This is a genomic window from Neiella holothuriorum, from assembly GCF_019457915.1.
In the GTDB taxonomy this organism is placed as follows: Bacteria; Pseudomonadota; Gammaproteobacteria; order Enterobacterales; family Neiellaceae; genus Neiella; species Neiella holothuriorum.
The window spans coordinates 1-15,232 of sequence record NZ_JAHZSS010000025.1 but is presented as its reverse complement, the minus strand read 5'-3'; the positions used below and the strand labels follow the sequence as shown (position 1 = coordinate 15,232).

Genomic DNA, 15,232 nt, shown 5'->3' with positions numbered 1-15,232 from the left:
ATTCGTTTTTGAAAAATCCCCACTTTGCTAACTGGTTGATTTATTTTTCGCTTTGCGTTGTTTTTTGTATTCAACGCGGCGAGTGTCTGCTTCGGTCACAGTATCGTACACATACTGCTTAAAAGCGTCATCCAGCGCAGCCGGATCGCCAAAGGCCTGTTTGAATTGTTTCAAGCGAATGTTTTTGCCGTAGTTAGCGCGCTCGTTGTGATGCTGGCGCGACTTGGCCAAGATCACCAAATAGTCCTTAAATTGTTCTGGGTAGTACTCATAGAAAAAACGTACTGCCATTGAGCCAACGGCATAAATAGCGGGTTGATTTCCTGCATTACGAAATTCTTCATCATCACCATCTAAAGTGACGAGCTCAGATAAGCTCATTAACTCGTAGTCATTAATGAGTTTATCGACTTGTGTCATGCGGCCAAATGAATAGTTGTTGGTGTGAGGGCCAAACTTACCCGACTTGAAATCGTGTGCTTCAAAGGCCACTGCGAGACCTTCTTTTAGCCAACGCGGCTGCACATATTGGCTGGAGTTTAGGCCAAAGGCGTACAGCACCTGATGAGCCGATTCATGTACCACTAAGCTGGCGCTCGGGTAGCGTGGCTTGCCATTGTCCTTGAGCCCGCGATCATAAAAGAACGAGGCTCTGGCCCGAAAGGAAAATAGCCCTCCCGACTTGTTTGCCACGTACTTGTCTTTGGTCATTTTTTTAACGTAACTGATGTAATCAGCACGCGATTTCAAATAAACCGCAGTCATTTTTGTATCGAGCGGTTTATTGCGTAAATTCAGTGCGACCAGGTAACTCAATGACGAGTTGTAGGTTTTCTCCATCAGTTTGGCGACTTTTGCCACCTGCTTGGATAAATCTGGATGATAGACAATGCTCCAATGAACACTCTCATAAATGGCAAAGTCTTGTTCAAAGTGACCTTCAAGTTTGCTTTGAAGATTTTTAGTGTGTTGAGTTGTGGCTAATTCGTCCTGCCCAAACTGCTCGATAAATTCCCAGCTGTTATGGCGCAAATACAGTTTATAACGGCGTACTTCCAATGCTTTGATCTGCTCTTTGTCGATACCCGCTTTACGACTAACTTCCACCAAATCATCAAGAATAGGTTGGAGCTGTGCCGCATTTGAGCCATATACGATTTCGGTCAGACGCAGCAACTCAGTGAAAACGCTGGCAGCTTCATTATTTTTATCAAGCACCATCAAGTTCACGGCATAGTTATCGGTCATTGCTAACCGGCCCGAGTCTGTTTCTGGATAGAGCTGTTGACCCAATTCATAGGCTTGTTTCGCAAAGGGTAGAGCCGCGGCGTAATGCTGTTGTTGAATTTGAGCAACGTAGTTTTTGTACGCCTGGTTGAAGTCTGCTTGTTGGGAAGCTTTTGCGCCAAGTGGTAGCAAAACCAGCAGGGCGACAAGCACGCCATTTAATAAGCGACTTAAAGAGCGAGTGAGCACGTGAGGGGTGGAATATTGGTTTAAACGATTTGCCATTGTGAAGCCTTGTCCGTAACGCATTGATCATCCGTGATGGAGGCGAAATATAGCGCTCGTTTTTTATCGATACGAGCTTTCAGGCCAATTTGTGTGACGCTGCTGCACTGTCTTTTTTGGGGGCTATGCTTTGAATTTTGACTAGACTGCTGCGAGCTTTGGCTGCGCAATGAACGCCTGCGCTCTCCTAAAATTGGTAGCGAGCTTTGAATTCAATTCAACGCGTCATTTGATCTATGCGGGCAATAAAAAAGCGCCTCAACTTAATATGTAAGTCGCAGGCGCTTTTACCGCTACCTTAGCTCGCTGATACCACTAATAGGCGAGCTAATCTGTTGACTGAACGTGGCGAGTTAGTCTTCCCGCCAGTAGCGCTCGGACAACACATTTAGCTCGTTGGCCATGCGCGATACTTTCTCACACTCGTCATTCGAGCTTATCGCTTGTTGGCGGATTTCATCGGCCAAGGTCGTTAGGGCAATAATATTACGACTAATTTCTTCTGAAACCTGGCTTTGCTCTTCAACTGCGGCGGCAATTTGTAGGTTCATGTTATTAATCGAAGAGACCGACTGGGTGGCTTGTTCAATGTTTTCTTCGGCATCATGGGCCGATGACACACTTTTGTCAGCACTGCTTGCAGCGCTATCCATTGCTTTAACGGCATTGTGCGCTTGCCCTTGTAGCTTCTCTACCATCGCCATGATTTCTTCGGTTGAATCATGAGTACGGGTTGCCAATGTACGCACTTCATCGGCAACAACGGCAAAGCCGCGCCCTTGCTCACCGGCTCGTGCAGCCTCAATTGCAGCATTGAGCGCCAACAGGTTAGTTTGCTCGGCAATGGATCGAATAACATCAACAACGCTGCCAATTTCATCACTTTCATCGGCTAACTTATGAATTACTTCAGATGCAGTGCCCACTTGAGATGACAATAAGTTAATGGCTTCTAACGTTTCTTCAACACTGTCTTTGCCCGATGCCATTTCTTCGTTGGCAACTTTGGCGTGCTCTGATGTTTCTACTGCGTTTGAAGCAACTTCTTGAATGCTGACCGACATTTCTTCCACGGCGGTAGCAACCATGTCGGACTGGTTATATTGCTTTTCAATTTCTGTGAGTGACACATTCATATTGTCACTCAGGTTTGTTGAGGCCGACACTAAATGCTGCGAATAGTCGTTAATTCGTCCCGCCATGGCGCGTTGTTGCGAACGCAACATTTTTAAGACGACTTGCAGCTGGCCCACTTCATCTTGGCGACCGGTGTAAATATGGCGGGCAACCGGATCATCCATCTCTTTGCGCAGGTCATTGGCTAATTCGCGAATTGGTTGGAATTGCCAAATACAAGCCGTACAAACATATAGCGTTGCCAAGATTGCAGCTAAAGGCCAAGCCCATGACGTTGCCACATTCAAACCAATAGCAAACAAGCCGATTAATCCAACGAGGCCGTGAAGCATCATTTTTTGTTGGATTTGTAAGCCTTTCAGCGATGATGCAGCCTTATTGGGTTGTGCGATTAGCTTTTTATATAACGCATCAGCACGGCTCACTTCGTCACTTTGAGGTTTGACCCGAACTGATTGGTATTCTTTGGTGCTGCCATTGGCTTTTATAGGCGTGGCATAAGCGTGAACCCAGTAATGGTCGCCGTTTTTACAGCGGTTCTTTACGAGTCCCATCCAAGAAGAACCTTGCTTTAATCGCGCCCACATTTCTTTAAACGCTGCCGGTGGCATGTCCGGGTGGCGAATCATGTTGTGCGGGTTGCCCAGCAGTTCGTCTTCTTCAAAGCCCGATATACGCACAAAGTCGGCGTTGATATAAGTGATGTGGCTTTTAGGATCGGTTGTGGAAAGGATGTTGGTGTCTTGACTATACGTCACTTCTTTTTGAGTGACAGGCAAGTTGCTGCGCATGGAGTCTCATTCCTACTTCGTTACACCAGTGCTATCCATGCGTGTGGCGGAACAGGTTTAAAAAAGGCCGTACTGCAGACTATCTATGTAAAATCGGCTCGAATTTGGGCTAGATGTTAACAACTGTAGTGATGTAGATCACAATCTAGATCAATATGAATACAGTTTTATAATAGTGTTAGCGACTAGTTGTCACACAAACTTTAGTTGCTATTGGCTAGGAATGGGAATTATTTGACGGTTTTTGGCGCTGCAGGAATCAACCTTGTTGGTTAATTCCTGCAGAAAGTAGAACGATTAAGAGGCAAGTGTTTGCTGAATATAATCGTCAATTATTTGTTCGAGTACACTCAACGGCACCGCACCATTTTTTAGTACCGCATCGTGGAAGTCACGCAAATCGAACTTGTCGCCCAATTGAGATTTAGCTTTTTCACGCAGCTCTAAAATCTTAATCATGCCGACTTTATATGACGTTGCCTGACCAGGCATCACAATGTAACGCTCAATTTCTGACACCACATCTGATTCCGCCATGCCCGTGTTGGCCAGCATGTAGGCAATGGCTTCTTCGCGCGTCCAACGCTTGGCATGAATACCGGTATCAACCACCAAACGTACGGCACGGAACAGCTCAGCCGTTAAGCGGCCGACGTTATCATAAGGATTGGTTTGAAAGCCTAGCTCGTAAGCGAGCTGCTCGGAGTATAGTGCCCAGCCTTCAATGTACGCTGTAAACGGCGCCATTTTGCGAATAAACGGCAGACCTTCTAGCTCCATTGCAATGGCAATTTGGAAGTGGTGACCTGGAATACCTTCGTGATAGGCGAGGGTGCGCATGCCGTATTTAGGCGTTGCTTTGATGTCGTATAGATTGGCAAAGAAACGACCTGGGCGAGAGCCGTCCATTGACGGTTGCTGGTAGTAAGCGCCTGGTGCTGTTTTTTCTTTAAATTCCGGGATGCGCACGACTTCTAAGCCCGCTTTCGGACGAATTCGGAACGCATCATCCAAACCTTCATTAATTTCATCAAGGATGATTTGGTAATCCGCGAGAATTTGCGCACGGCCTTCATCGGAATCTTCGTAGTAAAACTCAGAGCGCTCCGACAATACTTCCATGGCGGCGGTAAAGCCGTTTGACGTATCAATGCCTTGTTCTGACAAAATAGCCAGCATATCCGCTTGAATACGATCCACTTCTGACAAACCGAGCTGGTGCAACTGTTCGGCGGTGTAATCTGTTGTTGTGAAAAATGCCAGTGCGTGATTGTACGCGTCTAAACCATTTGGCAAACGCCACAAGCCATCATCGCTATTAGACTGCGGTTTCACTTTCTCAAAATAGTTAATGAGCAGCTCATAGGCAGGGTAGACATCAGCCTTAATACGCGCTTCTGCTTGTGCCAAGAAGTCAGCTTTAGTGGCTTCTGGTAGCGCTTCAATGGCGTCTAGCTTGGTTTCAAATGATTGGTAGAGAATGTTTTCATTCGCAGGCGTGTTAACAAAGTCGGTCATTTCTGTCAGCACGCGATCGATCACAAATGTTGGCGGCAAAATGCCACGTTCAGTGCGGCGCTCTAAGCCTTGAACCACTTGCTCGAACTTAGTGCCAACAGCGCTTAGGCGCGACAGGTAATAATCGGCGTCTTGTTCGTCGTTCACTTGGTGTTGTGCCTGCATAAAGCTAGGGTAACCATTTTGCACACCAAACAGCTGGTTGACGGGGTAGTCGTGGTAGCGAAATTTTTCGCCTTCGATGACTGAGTCAAGCAGGTAAAGCGCGATGTCGTAGCTTAACTGTTGATCTTTATCGAGGTTGTCGTAGCTCACCAACACCTTATGCACATCGTGCATTTTGGCCATCAGCGCATCGGTTTTTTCTGGGCTGGCATCGTCTAGCTTGGCGTTGTGGCCCTTTATACCCATGCTTTCTAAAAAGCCTAATGAACTGAGTCCTTCCGGGCTGTCGAGAACAACTTTTAAGACTTCACGGTCGAGAAATACGCGAAACGACCATGGCTTCTCGGCATACCATTCGTGCGCAGCAATGCCGCCGCCAAACACGATAACGGCCAATATCAGGCCGCCTATCCATTTTAAAACTTTCATTTAGTTTCTGTCCTGTCGGTATGTTGACCCTTTAGAGCAATAAAGCCAGCACGACGATCGAGTTTGAACGCACGACTAAGGCACTCAGGGTCTTTTTTGTTTTAGGTCTTGGTTTGGTTTTGCAGTGAGCAATTACCTGAAGCAATTAGAGTAATTACACGTCACCAACGCCACACTAACAATGCCAACAAAAATGTAAATAGTATCGACAGGTCTATTTGTAACGGTTTATGAAATTTGCCCGATCAACAAACATGGCAAAGTCTGTCTGGCCCGACCTGACAGCATTTGTCAGCGTTCGACAACCGGCCATATCTGTTTTGTTACAAAGCTGACAAAAACGACCTTCAATGTGATCTATATCTCATGTTTTTTCGTCGAACAGTTTTTATAAACCCATTTAAAACAATTGGTTAATTGTTTTGTTGCGACGGGTCTCATAATTGCAACAGTCGTTGTGACGGTGGTCAGTACAAATTGTGTTAGTCAGGTCAACGGTTGAAATGAACGTGTACCGTTATCGGATCTCCTGTGTTCTAGGTTCCCACGTTGTTTCGATGCGCGTCGCAGTCATTTCCCAGACCGGATTTGTGAGTGCAGCTGACCACCGTTCTTCCATTTACCAGCAAATTACGTGGGCCAGCTTATGTGGGATTATTCAGAAAAAGTTAAAGATCATTTCTTTTCACCGCGCAATGCTAAAGCGGTGGAGCAAGCAAATGCGACCGGTGATGTAGGCTCGATCAGTTGTGGCGACGCCTTACGGTTAACACTCAAAGTCAATCCAGACAACGACACCATTGAACAAGCTGGTTTCCAGACCTTCGGCTGCGGCAGCGCCATTGCATCTTCTTCGGCGCTGACTGAAATGGTGATTGGCAAAACCTTAGATCAAGCATTAGCGCTGACCAATCAGGATATTGCAGACTATCTAGATGGCCTGCCACCCGAAAAAATGCATTGCTCAGTCATGGGCATGGAAGCGCTTCATGCCGCCATTGCCGATTACCGTGGCGAAGTGTTTGAAGATGACCACGAAGAAGGTGATTTGATCTGCAAATGCTTCGCAATTGACGATGTGATGATCAAAAAGGTGGTGAGCCAGAATAAGCTGTCGACCTTGGAAGATGTGATTCATTACACCAAAGCGGGCGGTGCTTGTGCCGCTTGCCATGAAAAAATTGAATGGGTGCTTGAAGAATGTGTGGCGGACTACGATAGCAACGCCGTTGCTGAGCCAGCTGAATCGCCTGCCTCTATTGTTGAACGAATTCATCGAATTGAAGCCGTACTTGAAGAAGTACGACCGCAACTACAAGCCGATGGCGGCGATGTGAAGCTGTCCGACGTGGAAGATGACATGGTGTTTTTGTCACTCACCGGCGCGTGCTCTGGTTGTGGTTTGTCGGGCGCAACACTGGCCATGATTGAGCAAAAACTGAGCGAGGCGTTAGGCGAGCCCATTACCGTCTATCCGGTTGGCGCAGCGCCAGCATCCACCCCATTGCAAGTTGTTGGAGGTGCATCATGAACCCGGCTAAATGTTGTAGCGGCGCAAAAACTTGTGAACCGGCTTACCTAGATAACAATGCGACCACTCAGGTCGACAGCAAAGTCGTTGAAACCATGTTGCCGTTTTTAACGGAGCACTATGGCAACCCGTCATCAATTCATAAGTTTGGCGATCCAGTGGGTAAAGCCATTGAACATGCTCGCACTCAAGTACAGCGATTAATGGGCGCAGAGCACCCCAGTGAAGTGATTTTCACTTCTTGTGCCACTGAAGCAACCAGCACGGCCATTTTGTCAGCCGTTGAAGCCTTTCCTGAGCGCAAAGAAATCATCACCTCGGTGGTTGAGCATCCGGCCACACTCCAGTTGTGTGAACAGCTGCAACGCAAGGGCTACACCATTCACTGGATTGCTGTTGATAACAAAGGCCGAATAGACATGGACGCCTACGCGGCCGCGTTAAGCGATCGCGTCGCCATTGTTAGTCTGATGTGGGCAAACAATGAAACCGGCACCATTTTCCCGATTCGCGGCATGGCTGAAATGGCCCGCAAGCACGGTATTTTGTTCCACACTGATGCCGTACAAGTGGCCGGTAAAGTACCGATTCAAGTGGCCGGTAGCGGCATTGATTTGCTGTCGTTGTCGGGTCACAAATTCCATGCGCCGAAAGGTATTGGCGCGCTGTATTTACGTCGCGGCGCTAAGTTCCGGCCGTTACTGCGCGGTGGTCATCAAGAACGAGGGCGACGTGCAGGGACAGAAAATGCCAGCGGCATCGTTGCTTTAGGGATGGCCGCGGAGTTAGCGATTGATGCCATGCAACGCGACTCTGCGCGCATCGCCATGATGCGTGACCGATTAGAGCACGGCTTGTTGGCGCGAGTTCCTAATTCATTTGTCACTGGCGATCCATCGCAGCGAGTGCCCAATACCAGCAACATTGCCTTTGAATATGTTGAAGGTGAATCTATTTTGCTGATGCTTAATCAGCTTAACGTGGCGGCATCCTCAGGCTCGGCTTGTACTTCTGGTTCATTAGAGCCATCGCATGTTATGCGAGCCATGGATATTCCTTACACGGCTGCCCACGGTGCCATTCGATTTTCGTTATCTCGTTATACCACCGATGACATGATTGATCGGGTACTCGCGGAGCTACCGGGTATCGTTGAGCGCTTGCGCATGATCTCGCCTTACTGGGATCCGGAGCAAAATGCGCCGCGCGAAGAAGTATTTGAGCCAGCGTTCGGGTAATTGCCAATGAGCCGTTCTAGTCGTATGGCCAGCAGTATCGTGATTAATGACACCACCTTACGGGATGGCGAGCAGACCGCTGGCGTTGCTTTTAGCGCAACCGAAAAGTTAGCGATAGCAACGGCGTTAGAGCAGGCCGGTATTGCCGAGTTGGAAGTGGGTGTGCCAGCCATGGGCGCGGAAGAGCGCGATGTTATTCAAAGCCTTTGTTCGACGTTGCAACACGCTCAAACGATGGGCTGGTGCCGAATGCTGCCGCAGGACATTGCGAACTGCCAAGGCTTAGGGCTGGATTGGGTTGATTTGTCGATTCCTGCATCCGATCAGCAACGCCAATCCAAGTTGGGCGTGTCCGAAGCAACATTGCTATCGCGTATCGAATCGCAGGTTGACGCAGCATTGTCGCTCGGTCTTCAGGTGTGTATCGGCATGGAAGACGCGTCAAGAGCTTCTATATCGAGCTTGTTACGCATTGCTGAAGCGTCGCAGCGAGCTGGAGCTAGCCGCATTCGCTATGCCGATACGCTCGGCATCCTTGATCCGTTCGCTTGTTATGAGCAGATCACGGCATTGGTTCAAGGCGGCGATATCCAAGTTGAAATGCACGCCCATAACGATCTGGGGCTTGCCACCGCAAACTCATTGGCCGCGATTCGCGCTGGCGCCTATTCGGTCAATACCACGGTTACCGGATTGGGCGAGCGGGCAGGCAACGCTCCGCTTGAGGAAGTTGTGGCAGCTTTGGCGCTTACACCAGTAGCCGACGGCCGTTGCGCGCCAGCAACTGATTTAACCCAATTGCCGGCCATTTGTGCCTTGGTAGAGCAAGCATCTGGTCGTCATTTGTCGGCTCAAAAAAGCATCGTTGGCCAGCGGGTATTTACCCATGAATCGGGTATTCATGTTGCCGGTTTATTGAAAGATCCTAACAACTACCAAGCATTTAATCCGGAGTTGGTTGGGCGCGAGCATCAAATGGTACTCGGCAAGCATTCTGGGGTTCACGCCATTCAGTCGATATATAAGCAGCTAGGTATTGAGCTAAATCGCCAGCAATGCCAACAGCTGCGCCATTGTTTACGAGGTTGGGCAGAGCAACACAAACGCTGCCCAACTGAAGGTGAAATGCGTCAATTTCACCAGCAATTATTGACCTCAGGTACTAGTGCCGCAGCCTGAGATATTTGTTAATTAAGGAGTTTGCATGCAAGTTCAAGCAACCGATATGGATTTGGCCATTGCCGAGCTCAATAGTGCTGAGTCCTTTCTCGATTTTTTTGACGTGAAATATCACCCCCTTTATTTAAAGCCGCGGCGCATCAAGTTCATGCGCTTGTTCCGACAGCAATTGGAAAAATGCGCAGGGCCGCTAGATTGGAACGACTACTACCATGCCGTGGCCAACGCTTATAAATTGCTCGAACGCGATGTTGTGATGGCGCTCAACGGCGGCGCTTGCAGTAGCTGCTCTGGCTGCCCCACCGATGACCAACCAATGGCCGACAACCAGCCTTCACCAGCTAGGAGCTGCGCACATGATTGATGCCAAATACGAATATGGAACCAAGGTTCGACTCATTAGCAATGTCCGTAATGACGGTAGTTTTCCGGGCAAAATGAAAGGTGATTTGCTCCTGCGACGCGGTTCAGAAGGCTATGTTCAACAGGCTGGAATGCACTTGCAAGAGAACGTGATTTACCAAGTTCACTTCATTGATCAGAATGTCATTGTTGGCTGCAAAGAAACCGAGTTAATGGATGCAGCATTGCCATGGATCGACAATGAATTTGAATACGGCGATCGCGCTCAGCTCACCATTAACTTAGCAAGCCAAGGCGTGATATTGGCAAAGCTGGGGCAAGTCGTTTCTGTGATTTCGGTTGATCGTGATGATCCTGAGTCGATCCAGTATCGCATTCAACATGGTGAGCTTGATGTCATGGTACCCGCGCGCGCGTTGTGCGCAGTAAAAGACGACGCACTGCCAGAGGTGGAGATGTTAAATGACCATGTCGCATAAACGAGCGGAAGTGACCGCGTTGCCATCGGCCGAATCCCACGATCCGGCATTTCATTACTTAATGATGAAATCGAGCCTTGATCAATTTGGCATTATTTATTCGGAGCTTAAGCCCGAACAGTGGCCACAAGTGACGCGCACCGCAACCCATGCACGGCAACTGCAGCGTATCGTACTGGCGTCACCAGAAGCGAGCCAGGTGCACTTAACCGGCCAAGAAATTGAGCAGGCAGTAGCATCATTACAACAGCGCTTTGATAAAGAAGAGAGCTTCATCGCTACGTTAGCTGCTAATCAATTAGAGCCGGTTGGCTTACGCAAGGCATTGCGCGATGAATTGCATTGCGAGGCAATTCTCAATTACATCGGTTTGCAAGTAGAGGCCATTACTGATTCGCAGGTGGCCGATTATTATCAAGCCAATAGCGCTAAGTTTGCGCAGCCAGAGCGCCGTTATGCGCGCCATATTCTCATTACGGTAAACGATGACTTTGTTGAAAACACCTTAGATCAAGTTGAGATACGTATTGCCGATATAGAGCGCCAACTGCGCAAAAAGAGCAATATTGGCAGCCATTTTGGCTGGTTTGCCAAACGTCATTCTGAATGCCCAAGTGCGATGAATGACGGCGAATTAGGGTGGGTAGAGCAAGCCACCTTGTTTGCGGAATTAGATGATGCATTATTTGGCATGACTGCTGGCGAAATGAGCCCACCCATAGCGACCGAAGTTGGCCTTCATTTGCTTTATTGTCAGGAAATAAACCCAGCCCATGTGGTGACATTTGAGCAAGCCAAAGACAAAATTCGCCAAGGGTTACAGCAACAAGCTAGCAAACAGGCACAAAAGCAATGGTTAAAGGCGCTGTCCGCTGATTGATAGAGGGGCAACTCAAACTCAGTACACGACATACTAAATTTTCTGGCTTTTTGTGCCCCGTTCGGGGGGAAACCCGCCATAAATCATGTATAGTGCGGCCGTTTTAGTTTGATGAGTACACCGCAGCAATGGATAGAAATACATCCATCATCGAGCTTGCACGGAAGGTGCTTGGTGATCACAAATTAGCAGAGTCTTGGGTTAATACGAAACTAGCGTCTTTCGAAAACAAAACGCCGTTGGAAGTGTTTAACAGTTCTCTCGCTGGACGAGAGAAAGTAGCAACTTACTTAAATAATATGCGCGACGTGATTTGCGCTTCCAAATAAGCTTAATCCATTTAAGTCTTAAAAAACCGTTAGTTAACAAGCGGTTTTTTTGTGCCTGCACTTTGGGGGATGCTACCGGTTTGTATCCATCGGGCTAATGGCCCCGAATTTATTCTTGCCTAAAACATGCGTGTAAATTTGTGTAGTTTTTACATCGTCATGCCCCAATAACTCCTGCACAACCCGAATATCATGACCGGTTTCTAACATACGCGTTGCAAAGCTGTGGCGGAATGTATGGGAAGTGACTCGTTTCGGAATATTTGCTCGTTCTACGGCTTTTTTAAGTGCTTTGCGAAAGGACGTTTGATGAATATGATGACGGCAAGTGTAACCATCATATGGGTGCTCACATCTTGTTGTTGACGGAAAAAGATACTGCCAGTAAAGCTGCTTTGCCGCTTGGCCATATTTCTTGATCAACGAAGCTGGTAGGGAAGTCATGCCAAAGCCATCGACTAAATCCTGCTCATGAATGTCTTTGACCCGCTCGATTTGTATGGCGATATCTTCCTTGAGGTTTTCCGGTAGTAAGGTCATTCGGTCTTTCTGGCCCTTCGAACGAAATACAAACACCGTGTTACGCTCCAAATCAAAATCCTTAATACGCAAGCGCAGAGCTTCTGAAACGCGTAATCCGCCACCGTACATTAACCCAGCAACTAGTTGATGAATGCCTGACAACTGATGGATCACAGACAATGACTCATGGTGAGTTAGCACTTGCGGGATACGTTTTGGGGTTTTGGCAAATTGAAATTGCATGTTATGTAACTCTTTGCTCACCTCATGCCTAAACATAAAAATGAGCGCGCACAGTGCTTGATTCTGAGTAAGAGGAGACACCTTCTTAGTGACGGCAAGGTGGGTTAGAAACTGCTCAACCTCGAACTCTGCCATATCTTTAGGGTGGCGTTTGCCATGAAAGATGATGAATTGTCTAATCCAATATAGGTAAGCTTTTTCGGTCCGAAGGCTATAGCGTTTAGTTCGAATAGTGTTGCGGATTGATTCAATAAAAGGTGACTTAGACATACAAGCGCTCCGTTGCTGTATATCTATACAGGTATAAGTCACATTTAGCTCAAATGCCAAATTTTGCTTCCTATTATGTAAACCTACCTATTCTCGCTAAAAATGACCTCAATCACTAACTAATTGATTACATGTTGAAAAAGTTATGCCATTCAGCTTTTAATAGGAAACAAACTTGGTCGCGATAAATCAGGTCTCGCTTTGTTTTGGCCAGGTTGCTCGTGACAAAAACAAAAGCATAAACTTAACCATTTAAAATCAATGCCTTAGATTTTAAGTGGAAGAGTTTAATTTAGCGGATGCTGATTTACATATGCGGCATTCTCGATAATAAGCGTTAGTTGCCAAAGCAAGGATAGCGATTGAACTCAAATAAAGTGGAATCAAAAGGAAATAAATTTGGTTTAATAGTTTCCTCTGCGTTATTGCTAATTCCAAGCCTTAGCTCATTATTCGGTCTTTATTGGCTTTATTTTGGAGGTCGCTTTGGTTATGAGGGGTGGTATTTTATAGCATTTAGTGTTTATTTTAGTGCTTTGCTTATCCCTTCAGCGATCTATTTCTATATTTGGCCAAGGCCTAAATTAAACCAAAGGCTCCGCTTATTTTGCTCAATACCATTTGTAATAATGGCTCTGTTTGCTATTTCACTGGTTTGGGTGCAAATTGGCAACTAACAAGTTACTTAATAGGACGCAAAACACTTGGCTTGCGCTCCTCCGTCGCTAATTTTAGCCAAGCATTTATGCGCCCATTAGTAAGGCGTTAGGCTTCCGAGCGAAACGATCGTAAATAACTTAAGGAATAATTAATGAGTAATCTGGAAGAAATAAAAATTGATTTGCGTGGTATTGCAAGCATTCTAAAGGATAAGAACTCTTTTGTGCCTAAATACCAACGATCTTATGCCTGGAAGGAAGAGAATGTCGAACACTATCTTCAAGATATAGGCACAGCAATTAATAATGGTGCTAGTGAATATTTTCTTGGGTCAGTTGTGATTTCGGAAAAAGAAGAAGGCCGACCAGAAATTGTAGATGGACAACAACGACTGGCTACTACAATGATACTTCTATCAGCGATACGAGATTATTTCTTTCTCTTGGGTACGGATGAAGGGAAAGAACGAGCCCAAATGATATTTAGTGAATACCTAGCTAAGAAAGACCTAGACACACTAGAGTTGCTCCCTAAGCTTAGTCTTAATGACTCCGATCATGACTATTTTCTAAAGCGAATTGTCAGCAACCCTGACTCACCTGATAAAAATATTAAAGCAGAAAAGAAGTCACACGAAAGAATTAATAAAGCTGCCATTCAGGCGAAAAATTATGTTCGAAATCTAACAGGGATCACTAAAGACCCGACAAAAGACCTCGTGCAATGGATCAATTACCTCAAAGAAAAAGCAAAGGTCATCGCTGTCAGAGTCCCAGATGAATCGAATGCTTTTACTATTTTTGAAACACTCAATGATCGAGGACTTGCACTAGCAGTATCCGATCTTCTAAAAAACTACCTTTTTTACAAATCTGAAGATCGCGTAACTGAAGTGCAATATAAGTGGGTGCAGGTAATATCTACGATAGAATCAGCCGAAGATGAAAAAACAGTCATAAATTTCATAAGAAATTACTGGTCTTCGAAGCACGGACTAGTACGAGAAAAAGACTTATTTGAAAAAATAAAGAAAAGTGTAACCAGCAAAGCGGAAGCAATATCTTTAGCATCTGGTTTATTCGATACTAGCAAGCTTTACTCAGCAATTATTACATGCGACGACAATTTCTGGTCAAATTATCCTTCAAGCGCAAAAACATCAATGCAGACTTTGAATTTCTTCAAGATGGTGCAGGTTCGGCCGCTAATATTGTCTGTACTAGAAAATTTTGATGAAAAAGAGGTAGAGAAGGCGCTTAAGTTGCTTGTCAATGTTTCCGTCAGATTTCTAATCGTAGGAGGGCTAGGTGGAGGCGCTCTAGAGCAGAAGTATTGTGAAGGGGCACTTAAGATTAATAACAATGAAATTTCTACAGCAAAACAACTTTCAGATTTCATGAAATCTTCAGCGCCAAGTGATAGTGAGTTCAAATCTTCATTTGAGACCGCGACAGTTTCTAAAAATTACTTGGCTAGATATTACTTACGAGCTCTTGAAATGGTTGCGAAGGGGGATTTGGAGCCTGAGTTTGTTCCTAATACGTCCAATGATATCGTCACATTGGAACACATTTTACCTGAGAATCCATCCCAGGCGTGGGGGTATATTAATGCTGATGATGCGAAGTCTAATTACAAAAGATTAGGCAACATGGCATTGCTGAAAAAATCGTTGAATTCGGATATAGGTAATGAAGGTTTCGTCGCCAAAAAGCCTTTCTACAGTGAATCCGAGTACCAGCTTACATCGACTTTAAGCGAATACGATAGTTGGGGTATTGAAGAGATTAGCCAAAGGCAGAAAGAGCTATCCGATTTAGCCCTAAATGCATGGCCAGTATAAGCCTAACAAGCGCATGTTGTCGGACTGGTTTTCCGCTGCGCTCCAAACCAGCCGCAAATGCGGGCGCTGGGGGATCCCCTCATAATTTAGGCATTCCTGTTTGATGAACCAGCCTGATGTAATGCCCAATTGCCCAGCGTATA

The 15,232-nt window shown here is 46.4% G+C and carries 13 protein-coding genes; 9 read left to right on the top strand and 4 right to left on the bottom strand.

The window, feature by feature from the left end:
• Positions 1 to 27 precede the first annotated feature (27 nt).
• The 3 genes from K0504_RS16230 to K0504_RS16220 form a co-directional block, all read right to left on the bottom strand.
• A complete protein-coding gene (locus K0504_RS16230) occupies positions 28 to 1,512 on the bottom strand; it encodes a DUF1570 domain-containing protein (protein ID WP_220105208.1) in 1,485 nt (494 codons plus the stop codon).
• Between the two features lie 353 nt (positions 1,513 to 1,865).
• Complete coding sequence (locus tag K0504_RS16225) at positions 1,866 to 3,440, bottom strand: methyl-accepting chemotaxis protein (RefSeq protein ID WP_220105207.1); 1,575 nt, start codon at positions 3,438 to 3,440, stop codon at positions 1,866 to 1,868.
• 297 nt (positions 3,441 to 3,737) lie between these two features.
• Positions 3,738 to 5,552, bottom strand: coding sequence for a DUF885 domain-containing protein (locus K0504_RS16220; protein WP_220105206.1), 1,815 nt, complete (start codon positions 5,550 to 5,552; stop codon positions 3,738 to 3,740).
• Positions 5,553 to 6,198: 646 nt separating this feature from the next.
• Here K0504_RS16220 and nifU point away from each other — a divergent pair.
• From nifU to K0504_RS18645, 7 genes are all read left to right on the top strand, one after another.
• On the top strand, positions 6,199 to 7,083 hold the full coding sequence (gene nifU, locus K0504_RS16215; RefSeq protein ID WP_220105205.1) for a Fe-S cluster assembly protein NifU: 885 nt from the start codon (positions 6,199 to 6,201) through the stop codon (positions 7,081 to 7,083).
• Positions 7,080 to 8,321, top strand: coding sequence for a cysteine desulfurase NifS (gene nifS, locus K0504_RS16210; protein WP_220105204.1), 1,242 nt, complete (start codon positions 7,080 to 7,082; stop codon positions 8,319 to 8,321). The genes nifU and nifS overlap by 4 nt, the downstream gene beginning before the upstream one ends.
• Before the next feature lie 6 nt (positions 8,322 to 8,327).
• A complete protein-coding gene (gene nifV, locus K0504_RS16205) occupies positions 8,328 to 9,500 on the top strand; it encodes a homocitrate synthase (RefSeq protein ID WP_225918195.1) in 1,173 nt (390 codons plus the stop codon).
• Positions 9,501 to 9,525: 25 nt separating this feature from the next.
• Positions 9,526 to 9,864 (top strand): nitrogenase-stabilizing/protective protein NifW, encoded by a 339-nt coding sequence (locus K0504_RS16200; RefSeq protein ID WP_220105203.1) that lies wholly within the window; start codon positions 9,526 to 9,528, stop codon positions 9,862 to 9,864.
• Positions 9,857 to 10,342 carry a nitrogen fixation protein NifZ gene (locus K0504_RS16195; RefSeq protein ID WP_220105202.1) on the top strand — a complete coding sequence of 162 codons (486 nt, stop codon included), beginning with the start codon at positions 9,857 to 9,859 and terminating at the stop codon, positions 10,340 to 10,342. The genes K0504_RS16200 and K0504_RS16195 overlap by 8 nt, the downstream gene beginning before the upstream one ends.
• A complete protein-coding gene (gene nifM / locus K0504_RS16190; protein ID WP_220105201.1) occupies positions 10,326 to 11,222 on the top strand; it encodes a nitrogen fixation protein NifM in 897 nt (298 codons plus the stop codon). Before K0504_RS16195 ends, nifM begins: the two co-directional genes overlap by 17 nt.
• A gap of 128 nt (positions 11,223 to 11,350) precedes the next feature.
• Positions 11,351 to 11,551: an antitoxin Xre/MbcA/ParS toxin-binding domain-containing protein gene (locus K0504_RS18645; RefSeq protein ID WP_220105200.1), complete on the top strand. Its 201-nt coding sequence runs from the start codon at positions 11,351 to 11,353 to the stop codon at positions 11,549 to 11,551.
• 72 nt (positions 11,552 to 11,623) lie between these two features.
• On the opposite strand, the gene K0504_RS16180 is transcribed toward K0504_RS18645, so the two are convergent.
• Complete coding sequence (locus K0504_RS16180) at positions 11,624 to 12,586, bottom strand: integron integrase (RefSeq protein WP_220105199.1); 963 nt, start codon at positions 12,584 to 12,586, stop codon at positions 11,624 to 11,626.
• Between the two features lie 362 nt (positions 12,587 to 12,948).
• On the opposite strand from K0504_RS16180, the gene K0504_RS16175 reads away from it, so the two are divergent.
• On the top strand, positions 12,949 to 13,263 hold the full coding sequence (locus tag K0504_RS16175; protein WP_146204112.1) for a hypothetical protein: 315 nt from the start codon (positions 12,949 to 12,951) through the stop codon (positions 13,261 to 13,263).
• Between the two features lie 134 nt (positions 13,264 to 13,397).
• Positions 13,398 to 15,089: a DUF262 domain-containing protein gene (locus K0504_RS16170; RefSeq protein ID WP_220105198.1), complete on the top strand. Its 1,692-nt coding sequence runs from the start codon at positions 13,398 to 13,400 to the stop codon at positions 15,087 to 15,089.
• Positions 15,090 to 15,232: the final 143 nt, after the last annotated feature.

Bases quoted from the DNA above. Each gene is read 5' to 3' on its own strand.
- K0504_RS16230 (WP_220105208.1), bottom strand. From the start codon at position 1,512: ATGGCAAATCGTTTAAACCAATATTCCACCCCTCACGTGCTCACTCGC.
- K0504_RS16225 (WP_220105207.1), bottom strand. From the start codon at position 3,440: ATGCGCAGCAACTTGCCTGTCACTCAAAAAGAAGTGACGTATAGTCAA.
- K0504_RS16220 (WP_220105206.1), bottom strand. From the start codon at position 5,552: ATGAAAGTTTTAAAATGGATAGGCGGCCTGATATTGGCCGTTATCGTG.
- nifU (WP_220105205.1), top strand. From the start codon at position 6,199: ATGTGGGATTATTCAGAAAAAGTTAAAGATCATTTCTTTTCACCGCGC.
- nifS (WP_220105204.1), top strand. From the start codon at position 7,080: ATGAACCCGGCTAAATGTTGTAGCGGCGCAAAAACTTGTGAACCGGCT.
- nifV (WP_225918195.1), top strand. From the start codon at position 8,328: ATGAGCCGTTCTAGTCGTATGGCCAGCAGTATCGTGATTAATGACACC.
- K0504_RS16200 (WP_220105203.1), top strand. From the start codon at position 9,526: ATGCAAGTTCAAGCAACCGATATGGATTTGGCCATTGCCGAGCTCAAT.
- K0504_RS16195 (WP_220105202.1), top strand. From the start codon at position 9,857: ATGATTGATGCCAAATACGAATATGGAACCAAGGTTCGACTCATTAGC.
- nifM (WP_220105201.1), top strand. From the start codon at position 10,326: ATGACCATGTCGCATAAACGAGCGGAAGTGACCGCGTTGCCATCGGCC.
- K0504_RS18645 (WP_220105200.1), top strand. From the start codon at position 11,351: ATGGATAGAAATACATCCATCATCGAGCTTGCACGGAAGGTGCTTGGT.
- K0504_RS16180 (WP_220105199.1), bottom strand. From the start codon at position 12,586: ATGTCTAAGTCACCTTTTATTGAATCAATCCGCAACACTATTCGAACT.
- K0504_RS16170 (WP_220105198.1), top strand. From the start codon at position 13,398: ATGAGTAATCTGGAAGAAATAAAAATTGATTTGCGTGGTATTGCAAGC.